This window comes from Aureibaculum luteum (assembly GCF_003449015.1).
Classification (GTDB): domain Bacteria; phylum Bacteroidota; class Bacteroidia; order Flavobacteriales; family Flavobacteriaceae; genus Aureibaculum; species Aureibaculum luteum.
In genome coordinates this window covers 71,795-91,039 of sequence record NZ_QRGD01000005.1, presented here as the reverse complement: position 1 = coordinate 91,039, position 19,245 = coordinate 71,795, and the positions used below count along the sequence as shown (strand labels likewise).

14 protein-coding genes are annotated in these 19,245 nt (G+C 33.4%); all 14 read left to right on the top strand.

Translation table 11 applies throughout. From position 1 onward, the window contains the following. Nucleotides 1–2: 2 nt before the first annotated feature. The 14 genes from D3P13_RS12635 to D3P13_RS12570 all read left to right on the top strand — a co-directional run bounded on the left by D3P13_RS12635 (nt 3) and on the right by D3P13_RS12570 (nt 19,241). Complete coding sequence (locus tag D3P13_RS12635) at nt 3–2,321, top strand: glycoside hydrolase family 20 protein (protein ID WP_117882972.1); 2,319 nt, start codon at nt 3–5, stop codon at nt 2,319–2,321. Nucleotides 2,322–2,348: 27 nt separating this feature from the next. Further along, on the top strand, nt 2,349–3,149 hold the full coding sequence (locus D3P13_RS12630) for a 3-keto-disaccharide hydrolase (protein WP_117882970.1): 801 nt from the start codon (nt 2,349–2,351) through the stop codon (nt 3,147–3,149). Nucleotides 3,150–3,161: 12 nt separating this feature from the next. After that, on the top strand, nt 3,162–4,589 hold the full coding sequence (locus D3P13_RS12625; protein ID WP_117882968.1) for a Gfo/Idh/MocA family protein: 1,428 nt from the start codon (nt 3,162–3,164) through the stop codon (nt 4,587–4,589). A 146-nt stretch (nt 4,590–4,735) separates the two neighbouring features. After that, nucleotides 4,736–6,133 carry an alpha/beta fold hydrolase gene (locus D3P13_RS12620; RefSeq protein ID WP_117882966.1) on the top strand — a complete coding sequence of 466 codons (1,398 nt, stop codon included), beginning with the start codon at nt 4,736–4,738 and terminating at the stop codon, nt 6,131–6,133. A gap of 110 nt (nt 6,134–6,243) precedes the next feature. Beyond that, a complete protein-coding gene (locus D3P13_RS12615) occupies nt 6,244–6,456 on the top strand; it encodes a hypothetical protein (protein WP_117882964.1) in 213 nt (70 codons plus the stop codon). Nucleotides 6,457–6,500: 44 nt separating this feature from the next. Next, on the top strand, nt 6,501–6,680 hold the full coding sequence (locus D3P13_RS22445) for a cytochrome c oxidase assembly factor Coa1 family protein (protein ID WP_394336462.1): 180 nt from the start codon (nt 6,501–6,503) through the stop codon (nt 6,678–6,680). A 99-nt stretch (nt 6,681–6,779) separates the two neighbouring features. Further along, entirely contained in the window at nt 6,780–7,859 is a 1,080-nt protein-coding gene (locus tag D3P13_RS12605; RefSeq protein WP_117882960.1) for a metallophosphoesterase, read from the top strand. 34 nt (nt 7,860–7,893) lie between these two features. Next, nucleotides 7,894–8,805: an endonuclease/exonuclease/phosphatase family protein gene (locus D3P13_RS12600; RefSeq protein WP_117882958.1), complete on the top strand. Its 912-nt coding sequence runs from the start codon at nt 7,894–7,896 to the stop codon at nt 8,803–8,805. A gap of 161 nt (nt 8,806–8,966) precedes the next feature. Beyond that, on the top strand, nt 8,967–11,330 hold the full coding sequence (locus D3P13_RS12595) for a PSD1 and planctomycete cytochrome C domain-containing protein (RefSeq protein ID WP_117882956.1): 2,364 nt from the start codon (nt 8,967–8,969) through the stop codon (nt 11,328–11,330). Between the two features lie 4 nt (nt 11,331–11,334). Then, on the top strand, nt 11,335–12,792 hold the full coding sequence (locus tag D3P13_RS12590) for a DUF1501 domain-containing protein (protein ID WP_117882954.1): 1,458 nt from the start codon (nt 11,335–11,337) through the stop codon (nt 12,790–12,792). A 24-nt stretch (nt 12,793–12,816) separates the two neighbouring features. Next, nucleotides 12,817–13,872 (top strand): NHL repeat-containing protein, encoded by a 1,056-nt coding sequence (locus D3P13_RS12585; RefSeq protein ID WP_117882952.1) that lies wholly within the window; start codon nt 12,817–12,819, stop codon nt 13,870–13,872. Continuing rightward, on the top strand, nt 13,869–14,663 hold the full coding sequence (locus D3P13_RS12580) for a chitobiase/beta-hexosaminidase C-terminal domain-containing protein (RefSeq protein ID WP_157972912.1): 795 nt from the start codon (nt 13,869–13,871) through the stop codon (nt 14,661–14,663). Before D3P13_RS12585 ends, D3P13_RS12580 begins: the two co-directional genes overlap by 4 nt. Then, nucleotides 14,663–16,789, top strand: coding sequence for an FN3 associated domain-containing protein (locus tag D3P13_RS12575; RefSeq protein WP_117882949.1), 2,127 nt, complete (start codon nt 14,663–14,665; stop codon nt 16,787–16,789). The genes D3P13_RS12580 and D3P13_RS12575 overlap by 1 nt, the downstream gene beginning before the upstream one ends. Nucleotides 16,790–16,901: 112 nt before the next feature. Beyond that, complete coding sequence (locus tag D3P13_RS12570) at nt 16,902–19,241, top strand: GH92 family glycosyl hydrolase (RefSeq protein ID WP_117882947.1); 2,340 nt, start codon at nt 16,902–16,904, stop codon at nt 19,239–19,241. Nucleotides 19,242–19,245: the final 4 nt, after the last annotated feature.

The following is a 19,245-nucleotide window of genomic DNA, read 5'->3' as shown; positions in this document are numbered from 1 at the left end:
AAATGCGACTACTCTTTAAATTTCTAATAACAATTTTTATAATAAGTTTATACTCATGTTCTGATAGTATTAAAAGCAAAGATTTTACGGTAAATGATATAAATATAATACCAAAGCCAGCTGAATTAACCTTAAATAAAGGTTCATTTAGTATCAATGAAAACACTAAAATTATAGCTCATGATAGTTTAAAAAACATAGCGAATATATTAACAGATAAGTTGAAATCGTCTTCAAATATTGAATTAGATTTTAGTGAGAATTTGGAAAATAATTTTATTGAATTTGTAGTTAAAGAAGGGCTAGAAAATGAAGCTTATGAATTATCTGTAACGAATAAGAAAGTTACAGTTACAGCTAATAGCTTAGGTGGCTTTCTATATGGAGTACAGAGTATATTACAATTACTTCCAGCTGAAATCTATGGAACTGATACTAAAGGAGATTTAATTTTACCAGCGGTTGAAATAAAAGACAAACCGCGTTTTCGATATAGAGGATTAATGCTTGATTTGTCAAGGCACTTTTTTCCAAAAGAGTATATTTTAAAAACCATTGACAGGTTAGCAATGCATAAAATGAATGTATTACATCTGCATTTAGTTGATGATCAGGGCTGGCGTATGGAAATTAAAAAATATCCAAAATTAACCGAAATTGCAGCTTGGAGGGTAGATCAAGAAGATAAACATTGGAATGCTAGAGATAAAAATGATCCAAATGTAAAAGGTACTTATGGTGGGTTTTTAACGCAAAAAGAACTTAAGGAAATCGTTGCGTATGCGAGTGAAAAAAATATTGAAGTTATTCCAGAAATAGAAATGCCTGCTCATGTAACTTCCGTTATGGCAGCGTATCCGCATTTATCTTGTTTTGGAAAGCCTGTTGCTGTTCCTTCAGGGGGAGTTTGGCCAATTACTGATATTTACTGTGCGGGTAAAGAAACTACTTTTGAATTTCTAGAGGATGTATTAACCGAAGTTATGGAGGTTTTTCCATCTAAATACATTCATATTGGAGGTGATGAGGCTACTAAAACCAATTGGGAGAAATGTCCTGATTGCCAAAGAAGAATGAAAAAAGAAGGCCTAAAAGATGTTCATGAATTACAAAGTTATTTTGTAAAACGAATGGAAAAATTTATCAATAGTAAAGGCAAGAGGTTAATTGGTTGGGATGAGATTTTAGAGGGTGGTTTGGCACCTGAAGCCACAGTTATGAGCTGGAGAGGAGTAAAAGGAGGAGAAGAGGCTGCAGAACAAGGGCATGATGTAATTATGACTCCAGGGAGTTATTGTTATTTTGACCATTATCAAGGGCCGCAAAATGATGAACCAATAGCACAAGGGGGGTATCTTCCATTGAGTAAAGTTTATCAATTTGATCCTATTGTTGAAGGAATGTCTGAAAAAGAGGCCAAACATATTTTGGGTGGTCAGGCTAATTTATGGGCAGAATATATACCGACAACTTCTCATTCTGAATATATGATTTTTCCAAGATTGGCTGCATTGTCTGAGGCTCTTTGGTCGTCAAAAAAATTAAGAAATTGGAATGACTTTTCTAAAAGGATAAAAACACAATTTAATAGGTACGATGAATTAGGTATTAATTATGCTAAAAGTGCTTATCTAGTAACCTCTGATATGGATATTGATTTAGAAAATAAATCAATAAAAATGACATTGCAAAATGAATTTCCAAAGTCCGATATTAGATATGTTTTAGATGAAGATAAATTAAACGAGAAAGCTACGTCATATAATAACCCTATTGAAATTTCAAAAACAACTTTGGTTAAAGCATCTTTATTTGAAAATGATAAACCTATTGGTAAAATTTTTATGGATACTATAAAATTCCATAAAGGTGTTGCCAAAGTGGTTAATTATGTAATTCCTTGTAACGATAGATATACCGGTTCGGGACCAAGTACTTTGGTAAATACGTTGCGTGGTACAAAAAACTTTCACGACGGTCAATGGCAAGCTTGGTTAAACGACAACATGGAAGTGGTTATTGATTTAGATCAACCAACAGAGATACATAAAGTTACTGTAGGTGCATTAGAAAATCAAGGTCCTGGGATTTATTACCCTATAAAAATTGAAGTTTTTGTTTCAGATGATGGTAAAAAGTTTAATAGTGTTGGAAATTTAGAAAGACCCTATGCTAAAAATGCAGGTTCTGAGCTTAAAGATTTTATCGTTAAATTTGACAAACAACAAACAAAATACATTAAAGTAATTGCTACTAATTTAAAAAGAACACCAGCTGGCAGCGGCGTCTTCTTATTTATTGATGAAATTTTAGTAGAATAATAGTTTTGAAATTAAATAAAACAAACCATGAAAAAATCAATGATACTTTTAATTGTTCTTTGTTTAACTCTTTCTTGTAAAAAAGAGATAAAAAAAGACGCACAGAATAATGAACCTAAAAAGGTTGAAAATAAAGCATCTGAAGAATGGATACAACTTTTTGATGGTGTTAGCACTAAAGGTTGGCGAGCTTATAATGGTGATGCCTTACCTCCAGGGTGGATTGTTAAAGATAGTGTATTAACCTTTGATACTGAACTTGGTTTAGAGCAGGATTATAAAGGTGGGAAAGATATTATTTACGGTGACGAAGAATTTGACAATTTTGAATTGTATGTTGAATGGAAAATACCTGAAGGAGGAAATAGCGGAATATTTTATCACCTTAAAGAAAATATTCCAAATGCAGGGCCACCAAACATTGCCCCAGAATATCAACTGATAGATGATGAAAATTATGCTAAAATTCACAGCCTTACCGAATATAACACAAGTTTAGGTTATGAAAATCCTTCGGAACTACACCCATTGCAATCAACTGCTGCTGATTATGCTATGTATCCTGCTAACCCAGAGAATAAACAACTAAATCCGACAGGGGAGTGGAACAGTACGCGTATCCTGTTTACGCCAGAAAAGGCTGAGTATTGGTTAAATGGGAAGAAAGTGGTTGAATTTGTTCCATGGTCAGAAGACTGGTATGCTAAAAAGAATACTGGTAAATGGAAAGAAGAAAAACTGTATGGAACTTTTAAGACCGGTTATATTGGTTTTCAAGATCATTCAAGTCCAATCTGGTTCAGAAATATAAAAATTAAAAAACTATAAAAAATACATATCATGGATAAAAGAACATTTTTAAAGACTACAGCTGCATTAGCTGCAGTTGCAGCTTTACCGAGTTCATTATGGGCTCTTGCTAAAAACGATCGTTTAAAGGTAGCACATATTGGAGTGGGTAATATGGGGGCAGCAGATCTTAATGCTATTTCTAGTCATGATATGGTAGATATGGTTGCTCTATGCGATGTGGATTCAAACTATTTAGCAGCAGCAAAAAAGTTACATCCCAATGCTAAAACATACACTGATTATCGAGTTATGTTTAAAGAAATGTCTGATGATATTGATGCGGTTATAGTTTCTACACCAGATCACACCCATGCTCCGGCTTCCATGATGGCTATGGAACATGGTAAGGCCGTATATTGTCAAAAACCATTAACACATCATGTATCGGAGGCAAGAGCCATGCGGAAAATAGCAGAAGATAAAAATTTGGTTACGCAAATGGGTATTCAGGTACATTCTTTTTATGATTATAAATTAGCAACACTATTAATTCAATCAGGTATTATTGGTAAAGTACATACGGTAAGAGCATGGTCGCCTAAAAATTGGGGTTACGATGGGCCAGAACCAAAAGGTTCAGATCCAGTTCCTAAAACATTAGATTGGAACCTTTGGCTAGGTACTTCCGCGGAAAGACCTTATAAAGATGGTGTTTATCATCCTGGAAATTGGCGAAAATTATTAGACTATGGCTGTGGTACTTTGGGTGATATGGGTGTTCATATTTTCGATACGCCATACAATGCCTTGAAGCTTGACGTTCCAAAAACGATACTTAACGAATGCAGAAAACCAACAGGTTTTGGATTTCCAGAAAACAATATTGTAACTTATGAATTTCCGCAAACTAAATTCACAGCAGAAACCTTAAAATGGGTTTGGTATGATGGACCAGGAGCTCCAAAAGACCATGAAGATTTAAAATTGCCAGGAAGTAATACTGCAAAAGCTGAATCTAAGAAAGTTAAGGAAGCAACGTTAGATGAAAAAATGTCCTTAGAAACAAAAGTGGAAGGTGATGGTAAGTTGCCAGATCAAGGAGCTATGTTTATTGGTGAAAAAGGGCGTTTACTTTTACCTCACTTTATGCAATTACCTAGAAAAATTGTAGATGGAAAATATGTAGATATATCTGAAGAAATTGCTGCGATAAGTAAGGAGCATAACTTGGGAGAGCCCATTCGAAATTATGATTCAGAGGGAGAAAAGCATTACCATCAATTTGTCGATGCTTGTTTAGGTAAAGATAAATGTACGGCACCTTTTTCTTATGCTTCACGTTTAACGGAAACTATTTTGTTAGGGGTTATTGCCGGTCGTTTTCCAAATAAAACCTTGCATTGGGATAGCGAAAAAGCTAAATTTTCTGAAGATGAAGTAAATGCGTTGTTGGAGGCTCCTTACAGGGAGTTTTAGGGTTGTATGATTAATATTATATAAAAAATAAGTATAGCAGATTTCAAGATTCTATTGGGCGGTTTTTTAAACAAAAACAGAACTGAAAATCGTGGTGGGGAGAATTGATATCGCTAATAGGTCATCTTAATTCAATCTATATAAGCATGCGTACATGGATAATTTTAATTTTGGCAGTTCTATTATGTGCCTGTAATACTTCTCCAAATGAAGTTATAGATGGAATTCTAGAAGTGCCAGAAAATCGAAATGATTCCAATTCTAGAACGCTGAAACTGGTATATAAAGTATTAAAGGCCAAAAAGCCTGATTCCTTAAAAGCACCCATCGTTTATTTACAGGGCGGCCCAGGTGGGGCAACCTTGATTATGGAAGAATTCTGGAAAGACCATCCTCTTAGAAACGATAGGGATATTGTACTAATGGATCAGCGTGGAACAGGTGCGTCAGAAGCAAACTGCATCGAAATGGGAGCTGCCATTTTCGATATGATGAGACAAGACCTTGACAATGCGGGCGAAATTAATGCACTAAAGACCATATTTTCAGAATGCAAGGAAACCATGAAAAATGATGGCGTTGACCTTGCTGGGTATAATAGTAGAGAAAATGCTGCTGATTTTGAGGATTTACGAAAAGCCTTGGGTTATAAAAAATGGAATCTTTTTGGACCATCTTATGGTTCTAAGTTAGGATTGACCATAATGCGTGATTTTCCAAACAGTATTCGAAGTGCAGTACTTGCGGGAATATTTTCGCCAGAAACGGATTTTATAAACAAATATTTCCGAAATTTTGAAAACTCCCTTTTATCGGTTCTTGAGCGTTGTGAGAAAAATGAAGACTGTAATAACCGATACCCGAATTTGAAAGAGCGGTTATTAAAAACAATGAAGAAATTAGAATCTGACCCTTTGGATATTTATTATGAAGGCAAACCGTTCGTTCTAAATCCTCAAGATGCTTTGTCATTATTTTTTATGTCGCTTTACAATCGTGAGGCCATAGCTAACATACCTGTACTAATTGAAGCAATAGAAAATAGACAATTCGAATTTCTCGTAAATGCTTTAAGAGGTATAGAAAATATTTCTAACATTATTAATTTTTCTATGAGCAATTCTGTATTGACTTATGAAGAACTTCCTTTCTATGATGAAGCGGCGATGGTGGAATCTTTAAAACAATCTGAAATCGCAGTTAATATACCACAGTACTCTGACCTAGGTATAGAATTAATGAACAATTGGCATCCATATCGAGCTTCAGAGATTGAAAACCAAGCCGTAGTTTCTGAAATTCCAACGCTTATGGTAAGTGGTGGTTTAGATCATGTTACTCCCGTTAGCAATGCTACCAAGGCATTAAAGCATTTGAAAAACGGTTATGAAGTCATATTCCCAGATGAAGGTCATAGTCTGTTCAATCCTTGTTTTTTTCAAATTGCTGAAGATTTTCTGAACGATCCCACACAGAGACCTGATATGGCATGTAGCTCTTTAAGCAACCCAATTGAATGGAACTTGGCTATCTCAAGTAAATAGAAGAATTGAAATGTTAATCAATTCTATTATTAGAGAATTTATTAAAAGGACCAATTCTATGCTATGAAAACAGTTAATTTAAAAACTTGAGTTACATACAATTTAACAATATGAACGAATTAATTGAACATAAAAGTTGGTGGCAACGGAAGTGGAAATGGCTTACTCCAATGGTCGCAATATTCTTAATGGGTATTGTACTAGTTTCCTCCTCAGAAATTGGAGAAAACATCTCTGACATAACAAGGGCATATACGGATACTGATCTAGTAGATAATGCACTAGAAAAAGCACAAGAAAATGAAGAAGTAAAGCACTTTTAGGAACACTGGAACCTCTTGACAAATTAGCTATTTTAGAAGGTGTTGTGCAATACTCAAATGATTACGATTCTATTGATATTAGCTTTCGGGTAAAAGGGTCTAAAGGAAAAGGAAGAATGAGGATTTTTGCTGACAAGTATAAAAATAGTTGGGATTATAAAGAAGTCGTCATCGGTATTAAAAAGCTCAAAAAAACGATAATAATAATTGAAAGAAAAGAGTAAAAACAAATTTAGTATGGCCAAGGACTCTAACTTTTTAATAAAATAATTTCGATGTCGTTTTTTAATAAAACCATTGTAAAATTTTGTAAACATAATACTATGAGAAAATTAACCCTTACACTACTCATTACTTTTAGTTTTTTTCTGAATAAAATTTATGCACAGTCTGGTCAACCAAAATTAGAAAATGAGGCCTCATGGACCATGATTGTATTACCTGACCCTCAAACTTATATTAAATTTGAACAAAATCAACCGATATTTTCATTGATGACAAGGTGGATAAAACGGAATAAGGAAAAACTAAATATTGAACTTGTTTTATGCCAAGGTGACTTAGTAGAGCAAAATAACATACCTGTAGGAGATGGAGTAAATGGGGATCAAAATAGCAATCAGCAATGGACAGCAGTTAGAGAAGCGTTTTCTGTTTTAGATACCATTGTACCGTATATTTTGTGTGCTGGAAACCATGATTATGGTAGTAAGTCTGCTGAGAATCGTTATTCTCAGCTGAATTCTTATTTTTTTCCAAATCAAATGAAATCAACAAGTAGTATTTTAACAGGAATGATGCCTAATTTTTCAGGTGAGCAAACATTAGAAAACGCCTATTATGAATTTGTCTCTCCTCATAATGTTAAATACCTAATAGCATCTTTGGAGTTTAATCCAAGAGATACTATTGTTAAGCAGACCGAAGCCATTTTTTCAAGAGAAAAATATAAAGATCATAAGGGAGTTGTTTTGACACATAGTTATATGAAAGCCATGTCAAATGATAATGCCTTAATTGAAAAAGAAGGGTATAAAGTTAAAGATGTTACGCACGGTAAAAAATTGTGGGAGACATTAATTGCCCCATCTAAAAATATTGAAATGGTATTTTGTGGGCATATCGGAGGTACAGGAGGGTTTACTGAAAATGTCGGTTACAGAAAGGAAAAGAATGCAGGGCAAAAAGATGTACACCAAATGGTGTTTAATGCTCAAGCCGATGGAGGTGGATGGCATGGAAATGGAGGTGATGGATGGTTACGTATATTAGAATTTCTTCCTGATAAGCAAACCGTTATAATAAAAACTTTTTCTCCTTTTTTCGGCATATCTCCTTCTACAATAGAAAAATCTTGGCGTAATGAATCTTATGATAGTTTTAGAATTAAATTAACTAACTAACCATATTTCAACTTTTAAAAATAAAAAACACATTATGAAACAATGTATTAATGCATTTAAAATCACTTTTATTTCTTTGGTAATTTTGTTTTCTATAAATACCAGTGCACAAGAGACCAAAACGAATTTTAAAGTAATGACTTATAATATTTGGAATGGTTTCGACTCGGGTAAAGATACTATTAGAAAGGAAAATTGGATTAATTGGATTAAGAGTGAAAATCCAGATGTTTTAGCATTACAAGAGTTATGCGGTTATGATCAGGAAAAACTTAAAAAGGATGCTCTAAAATGGGGACATCAATATGTGCAAATATTAAAATCTGAGGGGTATCCAGTAGGACTTACTTCTAATAAACCGATTATTCTAAAGGAACGTAATATCGATAATTTTTGGCATGGTTTTTTGCATTGTCAAATATATGGTATTGATTTTTTCGTTGTTCATTTATCGCCAGCTGATGCAGATTTTAGGCTAAAAGAGGCACGCATTATTGCAGATAAAATTAAAAAACAAAAGAGTGATAAATTTATCATTCTTGGAGATTTCAACGCACATTCTCCATTTGATGAAGAGTTATTAAAACGTAATAAAAGTTTGCAGCAGCAGTACTTAAATGATAAGAATGAAAGTAATTACTCTAACCTTAGGCTCGGAGAATTTGATTATTCTGTTATTTCAACTTTTTTGGCAGTACCTGCAATCGATGTTAGTAAGAATTTTATTGAAATAAATAATAGATATACATTTCCTACCCCAGCATTAATTGGAATTTATCAAACAGCTACAGAGGTTATTCAAAATAAACAACGAATAGATTATATCTTAACGAGTCCAATTATATCTAAATCATGTAAGAATGTGACTATTTTTAACAAAGGAAAACCAGAAAGTTTATCAGATCATTACCCTATAATGGCTGAATTTAATTTTGAGAATAAATAATAAAACCTTTTAAATATAGATGTAAAATTTTATTCTAGAAATAGAGTCAATTGGTCAAATAATCAAAATTCCATATCTTTAAATGTGAAAATCAATACATTCGTCGAAAAAAATGTGATATATTCAATTTTATAACTAAACTGCTGTCAAATTCTAAAGGTATGTCTGAAAAGAACAAGAGTAAATCTGCTAAATGGTTCCTTTATTTTATAGTGCCATTTTTACTTGTATTACTTTTTAAATACATTTCAAAAGATAAAAATGAAGGATATAACAGTTTAAGTAGTACTTCAGAAAACAACTACGATACCGCTGAGATGAAAGTGCCAGAAAACGTAGATTATATTTTTGATGTAAAACCTATATTATCAGATCGTTGTTATTTGTGTCATGGTCCAGATGAAGGCACAAGAGAAGCAGGACTTAGATTGGACATAAAGGAAAATGCCTATGCAGCTATTGGTAAGGAATTAGATAGACATGCCATTATTCCCGGTGACACCATCAATAGTCAAATGGTTTATCGTATCAACAATCCAGATGTTGAAAAAAGAATGCCTCCATTAACATCAAATTTATCCTTAACAGATTACGAACGTAAAGTATTGACGAAATGGATTCAACAAGGTGCTGTTTGGAAAGATCATTGGGCCTTTGTTCCTCCCGTAAAAAGCGATATACCAAAGGTGAGTAATTCAGAATTGGTAGCAAATAAAATAGATAATTTCATTTTAAAAACACTAGAGCAGAAAGGATTGAAACCTTCTAAAAAGGCGAGTAAAGAAAAACTAATAAGACGAGTGTCATTTGATTTGACTGGTTTACCACCAAGTATTGATGCGTTGGATAGTTTTTTAAATGATAATAGTGCTGATGCTTATGAAAAAGTAGTCGATAAATTGTTGGCGTCAAAGGCTTATGGAGAAAGGATGTCTGCTAATTGGTTAGATATTGCTAGATATGCAGATACGCATGGTTATCAAGATGATTTAGAGCGTGTGATGTGGCCTTGGCGAGACTGGGTAATTAGTGCTTTCAATCGAAATTTACCTTATAATGATTTTATTGAATGGCAGTTGGCTGGTGATTTATTGCCTGATGCTAGTTTAGAACAGATTTTAGCAACAGGTTTTAATAGAAATCATAAAATAACCCAAGAAGGTGGTGTTATTGATGAAGAATATCGTGTTGAATACGTCTTGGATAGAGCTAATACTACTTCAAAAGCCTTATTGGGTTTAACAATGGAATGTGCTCAATGTCATGATCACAAATATGATCCAATATCACAACGGGAATATTATAGCTTTTATGGTTTCTTTAATCATGTTGATGAAAAGGGACTGATAGGTTATGATGAAATTCCTGAACCTAATATTACAATTACTCAAAAAGAAATAGAAGAAGCCCTTAGCTTTGTGAATATGCCAGATAGCATTAAAGAAGCAAAGCCTATGGTTATGCGAGATAATAAAGCACAGCGAAAGACCTATATTTTAAATCGTGGTGCGTACGATGCTCCAACCGATGAAGTGCAATTGGCGGCTCCTGAAATGGTTGCTCCTTTTGAAGGAAGGTATGAAAGAAATAGATTAGGATTAGCAAAATGGCTCTTTAGTGAAGAAAATAGTCTTACAGCTCGAGTTGCCGTTAATAGGATGTGGCAGCAAATATTTGGTGTAGGAATAGTTTCGAGTAGTGCTGATTTTGGAAATCAGGGAGCGTTACCATCGCATCCTGAATTGTTAGATTGGTTGGCAATTACGTTTAAAGAAGAGGGGTGGGATATGAAAAAAATGATGAAGCGAATGGTGCTTTCTAATACCTACCAACAAACGTCTAAAACCAATGAAAAGTTGTTAGAAATAGATCCTAATAATACATATTTAGCACGGAATTCTAGAGATAAATTGACTGCTGAAATGATAAGAGATAATGCATTGTCAGTAAGTGGTTTGTTAGTTGAAAAAGTGGGAGGTCCAAGTGTGAAACCATATCAACCACCTGGTATTTGGGAAGAAACAACTTCAGGCCAAGGATTAACAAAATATTTTATGGATACCGGTGGTAATCAATACAGAAGAAGTTTATATACATTCTGGAAACGAACGGTACCACCACCAGCTATGATGACCTTTGATGCTGCTGGTCGTGATTTATGTACTGTAGAACGTCAGAAAACAAGTACGCCTTTACAGGCTTTAGTTATGTTAAACGATCCTGTTTTAATAGAGGCAGCTCAAGTTTTAGCATTGAACACAATAAAAGAAGGCGAAGCTAAAACGGATGAACAGCGTATAGAACATATTTTTAGAAAATTAACTTCAAGAACTCCAGACCCTGAAGAAAAAGAAAAATTATTATCATTTTTGAAAAATGCAGAGCAAGAATATAACGAAAAAGAGGCACAAAACATAAATGAGCTAATCAAAGCAAATCGATCCATTAAGGCAGAAAAATTATATGGATTATCTGTATTAACAAGTTTGGTTTTTAACCTTGATGAAGCCATTGTAAAAGCATAACGATATGGAAGAACTTTCAAAACATTTTTTAAATAATAATAGAAGACATTTTCTTAAAAAATTAGGATTGGGAATTGGCGGCTTAGCTGCAGCTTCTTTATTAGACCCTTTTTCCTCAATTGTTGAGGCAGAAGGTTCTCCTTTAGCAGGAATGAATTTACCTCATTTTGCTCCCAAAGCAAAACGTGTAATTTATTTGTTCCAAAGTGGTGGGCCTTCTCAATTAGATTTGTTTGATCATAAACCTTTGCTGAATAAAATGAGAGGTCAAGAGTTACCAGATTCTGTCAGAAAAGGACAACGACTTACAGGAATGACATCTGGTCAAGCCAATTTTCCTCTGGTGGGTGGTAATTTTAAATTCAAACAATACGGAGAATCAAGAGCTTGGGTAAGCGAATTGATGCCTTATACTTCAAAGATTGTTGATGAATTATGTTTTGTAAAGTCTATGCATACGGAGGCAATAAATCACGATCCTGCAATTACATTTTTTCAAACAGGTTCTCAACAACCTGGAAGACCGAGTATCGGTTCTTGGTTTAGTTATGGTTTAGGTAGTTTAAATAACAATTTACCCACATTTACAGTATTATTATCAAGAGGAACAGGGAGACCTTTTTCGCAACCATTATATTCTAGACTTTGGGGTAATGGCTTTTTAAGTTCACTGCACCAAGGTGTTCAGTTTAGATCAGGAAAGGACCCTGTATTGTATTTAAAAGATCCCGAAGGAATGTCGCGTCAAGAGCGTAGAAAAATGTTAGACCATATTAGTGAACTCAATCACAAACAAGAAGAAGAGTTTGGTGATCCTGAAATAAATAGTAGAATTGCACAGTATGAAATGGCATACAGAATGCAAACTTCTGTTCCTGGAACCATGAATATTGAGGATGAACCAGAACATATCATTCAGATGTATGGTGCCAATGCAACTGTACCAGGTACGTATGCCGCAAATTGTTTATTAGCAAGACGATTGGTAGAACGTGATGTTCGTTTTGTACAATTGTATCATATGGGATGGGACCAACACGAAAATTTACCAACGCAAATTGCAGGGCAATCGAAAGATGTAGATCAAGCAACTGCAGCTTTGATAATGGATTTAAAACAACGTGGTTTATTAGAAGATACTCTGGTGGTTTGGGGAGGCGAATTTGGTCGTACAAATTATAGTCAAGGAACATTAACAGATACAAATTATGGTAGAGATCATCATCCAAAATGTTTTACCATGTTTATGGCAGGTGGCGGAGTTAAACCAGGGTTCACCTATGGAGAAACGGACGATTTTGGGTATAATATTGTAAAAGACCCTATGCATGTGCATGACTTACAAGCAACAATGATGCATTTAATGGGTGTTGACCATACAAAATTTACACACAAACATCAAGGTAGAAGATATAGATTGACTGACGTTTCGGGTCATGTAGTTCATGATGTTTTAGCTTAATAAAATAACAACAACTAAACCTTTATGCTCCACAACTCAAGTCGTAGAAAATTTTTAAAGCAATCCTCTTGTCTATCCTTAGGTATTATGGCATATCCTACGTTTGCGAGTGCTTTTAATGCTGATAAATATGATGATTTAATTATTGGACACAATTCACATCAATACAAAGTGAATATGAAATGGGGAAATTTAGACCCTTTAAAAACACCTGTACAAGATTGTCATGAGATGGTTCAAGATTCCAAAGGAAGAATTGTTTTGTTGACCAATCATACCAAAAACAATGTAATTATTTACGACAAATCAGGGAAGTTATTAGAAACTTGGGGAACAGAATATCCTGGAGCACATGGCTTGACTTTGGTAAAGGAAAATGGTGCCGATTTTTTGTTGATTACTGATTATGAACGTCATCAAATTATAAAAACAACGATAGATGGAAAGGTGATTTTTGAATTGGATTATCCTGCTGATACCGGTAATTATACAAATAAAGAAGAATATAAGCCTACAGAAACAACAGTGTTAGAAAATGGAGATTTTTATGTGGCTGATGGTTATGGAAATCAATACATTACACATTACAATCATAAAGGAGATATTTTAAATTCTTTTGGCGGAAAAGGGACCGATGATGGACAATTTTTGAATGCTCATGGAATTTGTTTGGATGATAGAGATGCTAAAAGTCAGAGTTTATTGATTTCAGCTCGAGAAATGAACATTTTAAAACGGTTTAGTTTAGAAGGTAAATTTATAGAATCTATAAATGTTCCTGGAGCATTAATTTGTAGACCTGTAATTCATAAAAAGGAAATTTATTTTGCAGTATTAAAATCAAAAGAATCTCCGAATGCAGATTCAGGATTTTTGTTGATCATGAATGAAAAAAACGAAGTGGTTTCCTGTCCTGGAGCAACTGCACCTTCCTATAAAAATAATGAATTAAACGAGTTGTATCAAACAATCAGGTTATTTCAGTACCCACACGATGTTTGTATAGACGAAGATGAAAATGTTTATGTTGCACAATGGAATTCAGGACAAACCTATCCTATAAAATTAACACGCGTATGATACAGAAAATAATTGTTGTGTTGTTTTTAAGTATGTTAATCTTTAGTTGTAAAGATGAAGAGACAAAAGTATCGTTTTTGCAGAAAGAAAATGTACAATTAGTACAGCCTAGAATTATCGCTTCAAATACAGTAATTGATTCTTTTGTCACCATAAGAACCGATAGGAATATTGATGGAGCAGAGGTTTTTTACTCTAGTGATGGTTCTGACCCCACAAAGAAATCACTTAAATTAATCAAAGAACTTAAAATTAGCGAGCCGAGTGAACTTAAATTTAGAGCTTTTCATCATACGTATAAAGCTAGTGAAGTCGCTGTCGTAAAATTATATAAGAAAGGATATTCCGCTAGTGCTATTAAATGGCATACAAATTCTAATGAAAAATATAAAGGAACAGGTGATATCACTTTAATTAATGGACAAAAAGCAACGCTAGAGTATAGTAATCCACAATGGGTTGGTTTTGACACCATAGCAAAAGCAACGGTTAATTTTGATAAAAATATCGAATTAAAAAGTATTGATATTGGCTATTTAAACGATCCAGCTTCTTGGATTTTTCCACCCTCTGAAATTGAGGTAATTGTAAATAATAAAGAAAAGCTTAGTTTTCAACTTGAACCATTGGCTGAGGTGACTGATAGAGCCATGATGGATTTTACCATACCTATAAATCAAATGGTAAACACCATAAGCATTTCTGTAAAAAATGTACAACAAATTCCCGTTTGGCACGATGGTAACGGAAATAAAGCGTGGTTATTTATGGACGAATGGATTTTTAATTGATGAATATAAAAAATACACATAAACAGTATCTCATATTATTTTGCTTTTTGCTAAGTGGATTGGTAGTTGATGTTCAGAACAATGAAGAAGCTCCAAGAATTTTACTATTTTTTGGTAGGTTTCATCCCGTTGCGTTGCATTTGCCTATAGGAGCTTTACTACTTACTTTTTTTGTGGATATTGTTGGTCGTTTAAAAAAGAACTATCCACATCAAATTATAACGTATGCTCTAGGTTTTTCTGCGGTTTCTGCAATTTTAGCGTGTATTTTGGGCTATTTTTTATCCCTTGAAGGCGGATATGGTAAAGACGTTTTAGACATTCATTATTATACAGGAATCTTAACTGCAATCTTAGCATCTTTACTTTTTTATCTAAGTTCAAAAAATACTTTTACGGCTAAAAAAATGGTGTTCCCCGTTTTTATAGTAACGCTAATTAGTTTAACCGTAGCGGGTCATTATGGAAGTGTATTAACCCATGGCGACAATTTTTTAACTGAATATGCTGGGCCAGCCAAAAAAGAACGAACTATTGAGGTGGTGGATAGTTTACAAGTATTTAATGATGTTGTTTTTAAGATCTTAGATGATAAATGTATACAATGTCATAATCCTACAAAAACAAAAGGTGAACTTTCCTTAATTTCTAAAGATGTTATTTTAAAAGGGGGAGAAAGTGGTATTGCAATAGAAGCTAGCAATGCACATGGTAGTTTGTTTTATAAGCAATTATTGTTACCAATTTCAGATGATGAACATATGCCACCAGAAGGCAAATCACAATTGACAAAAGATGAGATTTGGTTGCTAAAACATTGGATAGATAGTGGATTGAAGTTTGAGGGTAACTATGAAAACATTACAGAAAGTGATACACTAAATAAATTGCTAAAAAAATATTTAGTTTTTAATAAAATAGTCATTCCTAAAGCCTCAATGTCAGCTATTTTCGAGGTAACCGAGGCAGGTTTTATGGTATTAGAATTAGTTCCAGGAGAACCAGAATTAAGCGTAAAATGGATAAATAAAGACATTACAAAAGCTCAGGTGAGTAGTTTGTCTGCATTGAGCGAACAAATCGTAGAACTAGATTTTAGCAATTCAAATATTACAGATAACATGACCGGCGTTTTAAAAAAAATGCAGCATTTAAAAATGCTCAGATTAGACAATACAAAAGTGACGGATGAGGTTATTAGAAATATAAAAAGTATAAAAAGTTTAGAAGTACTTAATCTTTTTAATACAACGGTTACTAATAATGGATTGGTAGCATTATTGAAAGAAATTCAGCCAAATCAAATTTATGTATGGCAAACAGATGTTTCTAAAGAAATGGCATTGACACTTGAAAAGGAGTATGAAGTGAGTATTCATAGCGGATTAATAGAAGGTTTTGTCGAAATGAGTCAGTTAGAAGTGCCAACAATTATTCCAGAAAAAACCTTGTTTATTGATAAAATATCACTTTCTATTGAAAGTAAATTTAAAGATGTCACAGTGAGATATACACTCAATGGTGAAGATCCAGATTCTACATCTGCAATTTTTGCAGCTCCAATAGTTATAGATAAGACGAAAACGCTCAAGACAAGAGTATTTAAAAAAGGATGGTTGACAAGCAACGTGTTGCAAAAAGATTATTTTAAAGTTAATGATCGTATTGCAAATTATACTATTAAAGATAAGCCTGAAAAGCGGTACCCTGATGCAAGTAAGTTATTTGATTTAAAAGAAGGAGGTTTGTCTTTCAAAGATGGAAATTGGACTGGATATTTAGGATATGATGTTAATACAACTATTGATTTAGGAAAGGTGAAAAATGTAGATAATATCTCCATTAACTGTTTAGAAGATATTGGTAGTTGGATTCTTTTTCCTACGAAGTTAAAAGTTTTAGTTTCTAATACTAAAAATGGAGTTTTTAAACCAGTTGGTGAGTTAAAGATTATTAGAACAGATAAAGAAAGAATCACTAAAAGAAAAAAATTTACGGTAAACATTCCAAAAACTGAAGCTCGATTTTTTAAAGTAATAGTTGAAAACCCAAAAGTATTACCAAAATGGCATGAGGGTGCAGGAAACGATTCTTGGATTTTTGTAGATGAAATTTTTGTGTGGTAAAATTGAATTGAGTATCAGCTACAAAAAGTCCATAGTAATTAATAGGTGTATTAAAATAAAGCTAAAGTTCAAATAGTATGTACAAGTAATAAGACAAAATTATATCTCAAATATGAAAATAAAAATAATTGTAGTATCCTTATTAATAACCATTATTTCTTGTAAAAAAGAACCGGATAATGGAAGCTTAAAATCGAATACAAAACAAAATGAAGACTTAGTAGATTATGTAAATCCACTGATGGGTACTGATTCTGATTTTAGTTTGTCTAATGGTAATACCTATCCGGCAATAGCAACACCTTGGGCAATGAATTTTTGGACACCAATGACCTCTAAAATGGGGGATGGTTGGACCTACAAATACGATGAAAATAAAATTAGAGGTATAAAGCAGACGCATCAACCTAGTCCGTGGATTAATGATTATGCGGCATTTTCTTTTATGGCAACTACGGGCGATTTAAAATTTCAAGAAGATGAACGAGCTTCTTGGTTTTCACATAAGGCAGAAACTGTTAAACCATATCACTACAAAGTGTATTTGGCAGATTATGATGTAACTGCAGAAGTTTCTCCAACCGAAAGAGCGGCTCATTTTAAATTTACATTTCCAGAATCTGATAAATCATATATAATGTTAGATGCTTTTTTTAAAGGATCTATGGTTAAAATATTGCCTAAAGAACGAAAAATTATCGGGTATTGTCGAAATAATAGTGGTGGTGTACCTGAAAATTTTCACAACTATTTTGTTGCAGAATTTGATAAAGATTTCGAAATCAATCATACGTGGACGGATGATTGGAAATTACTGGAGAATGTAACAGAAAGTGAAGGAAAGCATGTGGGTGCAATTATTGGATTTAAAACAAAAAAAGGGGAGACTGTCAATGTGAAAGTGGCATCTTCATTTATAAGTCCAGAGCAGGCTCAAATAACCTTAGATAGGGAAATAGGAAAGGATAGTTTTGAGCAGACTAAAGAAAAAGCAAAACAGGCTTGGAATACAGAATTGAATAGAATTCAAATTGAAGATCAAAATATTGATAACATTAGAACTTTTTACTCAAGTTTATATCGAGTGTTGCTTTTCCCTAGAAAATTTTATGAATTTAATGCAGCTAATGAAGTAGTACATTACAGTCCATACAATGGTGAAGTATTGCCTGGTTATATGTTTACTGACAATGGTTTTTGGGATACCTTTAGAGCGGTTTTCCCATTCTTTAATATGATGTATCCAGATTTGAATAGTAAAATTGTTCAGGGCTTGCAAAATACATATAAAGAATCAGGATGGTTACCAGAGTGGGCTAGTCCTGGCCATCGCGATTGTATGATTGGTTCAAATTCTGCACCAATTATTGCTGATGCTTTTTTAAAAGGTGCTAAAGATTTAGATACTGATCTACTTATGGAGGCTTTGATAAAAAATGCAACGGTTAGTGAAGGTCGTCCTGTAAATTCTGTGGGTAGGGCAGGAGTAGATTATTACAATGATTTAGGATATGTTCCTTATGATGTAGGAATTAATGAAAATGCTGCCAGAACATTAGAATATGCTTATGCAGATTTTACCATAGCAAAAATGGCTGAAAAGTTAGGTAAAACTGAAATTGCAGATGCATATTATAAAAAATCAATGAATTATAAGAATCTTTTTGATCCGGAAACTTCTTGGATGCGAGGTAAAAATAAAGACGGTAAATTTCAAACACCGTTTAACCCACTAAAATGGGGAGATGCATTTACAGAAGGGAATAGTGTACACTATACATGGTCTGTTTTTCATGATGTTGATGGATTAATCGAATTGATGGGAGGTAAAGATAAGTTCGACGAAAAATTAGATGAGGTTTTTAATATGCCACCTGATTTCGATGCTTCTTATTATGGATTTACGATTCATGAAATTAGAGAAATGCAAATTGTAAATATGGGTAATTATGCACATGGGAATCAACCAATACAACATATGATTTATCTCTATAATTATGCTAACAAATCTTATAAGGCACAAGAGAAAATAAGGAAAGTATTAACAACATTGTATTCAGCAACACCAGATGGGTATTGCGGTGACGAAGATAATGGTCAAACTTCAGCTTGGTATGTTTTTAGTGCTTTAGGATTTTACCCAGTAACTCCTGGAGCTGATGAATATGTGATTGGTAGCCCTTTATTTGATAAAGCTACATTACATCTGGAAAATGGAAATATTTTTATTGTTGAAGCAGATAATAATGGTAAGGATAATTTTTACATTCAAAAAGCGAGTCTTAACGGAACTGATTACCAAAACAGTTTTTTAAAATTTGATGATTTGCAAAAAGGTGGAGAACTCAAATTTAATATGGGTAATACTCCAAATAAGGATTGGGCGAATAAATCAGAAAACACGCCATACTCGTTGAGTACAGCTCAAAAAAGTAGAAAAATTAAACATTAAATAA

Coding starts and splice junctions, on each gene's coding strand:
- D3P13_RS12635 (WP_117882972.1), top strand. CDS start 3: ATGCGACTACTCTTTAAATTTCTAATAACAATTTTTATAATAAGTTTA.
- D3P13_RS12630 (WP_117882970.1), top strand. CDS start 2,349: ATGAAAAAATCAATGATACTTTTAATTGTTCTTTGTTTAACTCTTTCT.
- D3P13_RS12625 (WP_117882968.1), top strand. CDS start 3,162: ATGGATAAAAGAACATTTTTAAAGACTACAGCTGCATTAGCTGCAGTT.
- D3P13_RS12620 (WP_117882966.1), top strand. CDS start 4,736: ATGCGTACATGGATAATTTTAATTTTGGCAGTTCTATTATGTGCCTGT.
- D3P13_RS12615 (WP_117882964.1), top strand. CDS start 6,244: ATGAACGAATTAATTGAACATAAAAGTTGGTGGCAACGGAAGTGGAAA.
- D3P13_RS12605 (WP_117882960.1), top strand. CDS start 6,780: ATGAGAAAATTAACCCTTACACTACTCATTACTTTTAGTTTTTTTCTG.
- D3P13_RS12600 (WP_117882958.1), top strand. CDS start 7,894: ATGAAACAATGTATTAATGCATTTAAAATCACTTTTATTTCTTTGGTA.
- D3P13_RS12595 (WP_117882956.1), top strand. CDS start 8,967: ATGTCTGAAAAGAACAAGAGTAAATCTGCTAAATGGTTCCTTTATTTT.
- D3P13_RS12590 (WP_117882954.1), top strand. CDS start 11,335: ATGGAAGAACTTTCAAAACATTTTTTAAATAATAATAGAAGACATTTT.
- D3P13_RS12585 (WP_117882952.1), top strand. CDS start 12,817: ATGCTCCACAACTCAAGTCGTAGAAAATTTTTAAAGCAATCCTCTTGT.
- D3P13_RS12580 (WP_157972912.1), top strand. CDS start 13,869: ATGATACAGAAAATAATTGTTGTGTTGTTTTTAAGTATGTTAATCTTT.
- D3P13_RS12575 (WP_117882949.1), top strand. CDS start 14,663: ATGAATATAAAAAATACACATAAACAGTATCTCATATTATTTTGCTTT.
- D3P13_RS12570 (WP_117882947.1), top strand. CDS start 16,902: ATGAAAATAAAAATAATTGTAGTATCCTTATTAATAACCATTATTTCT.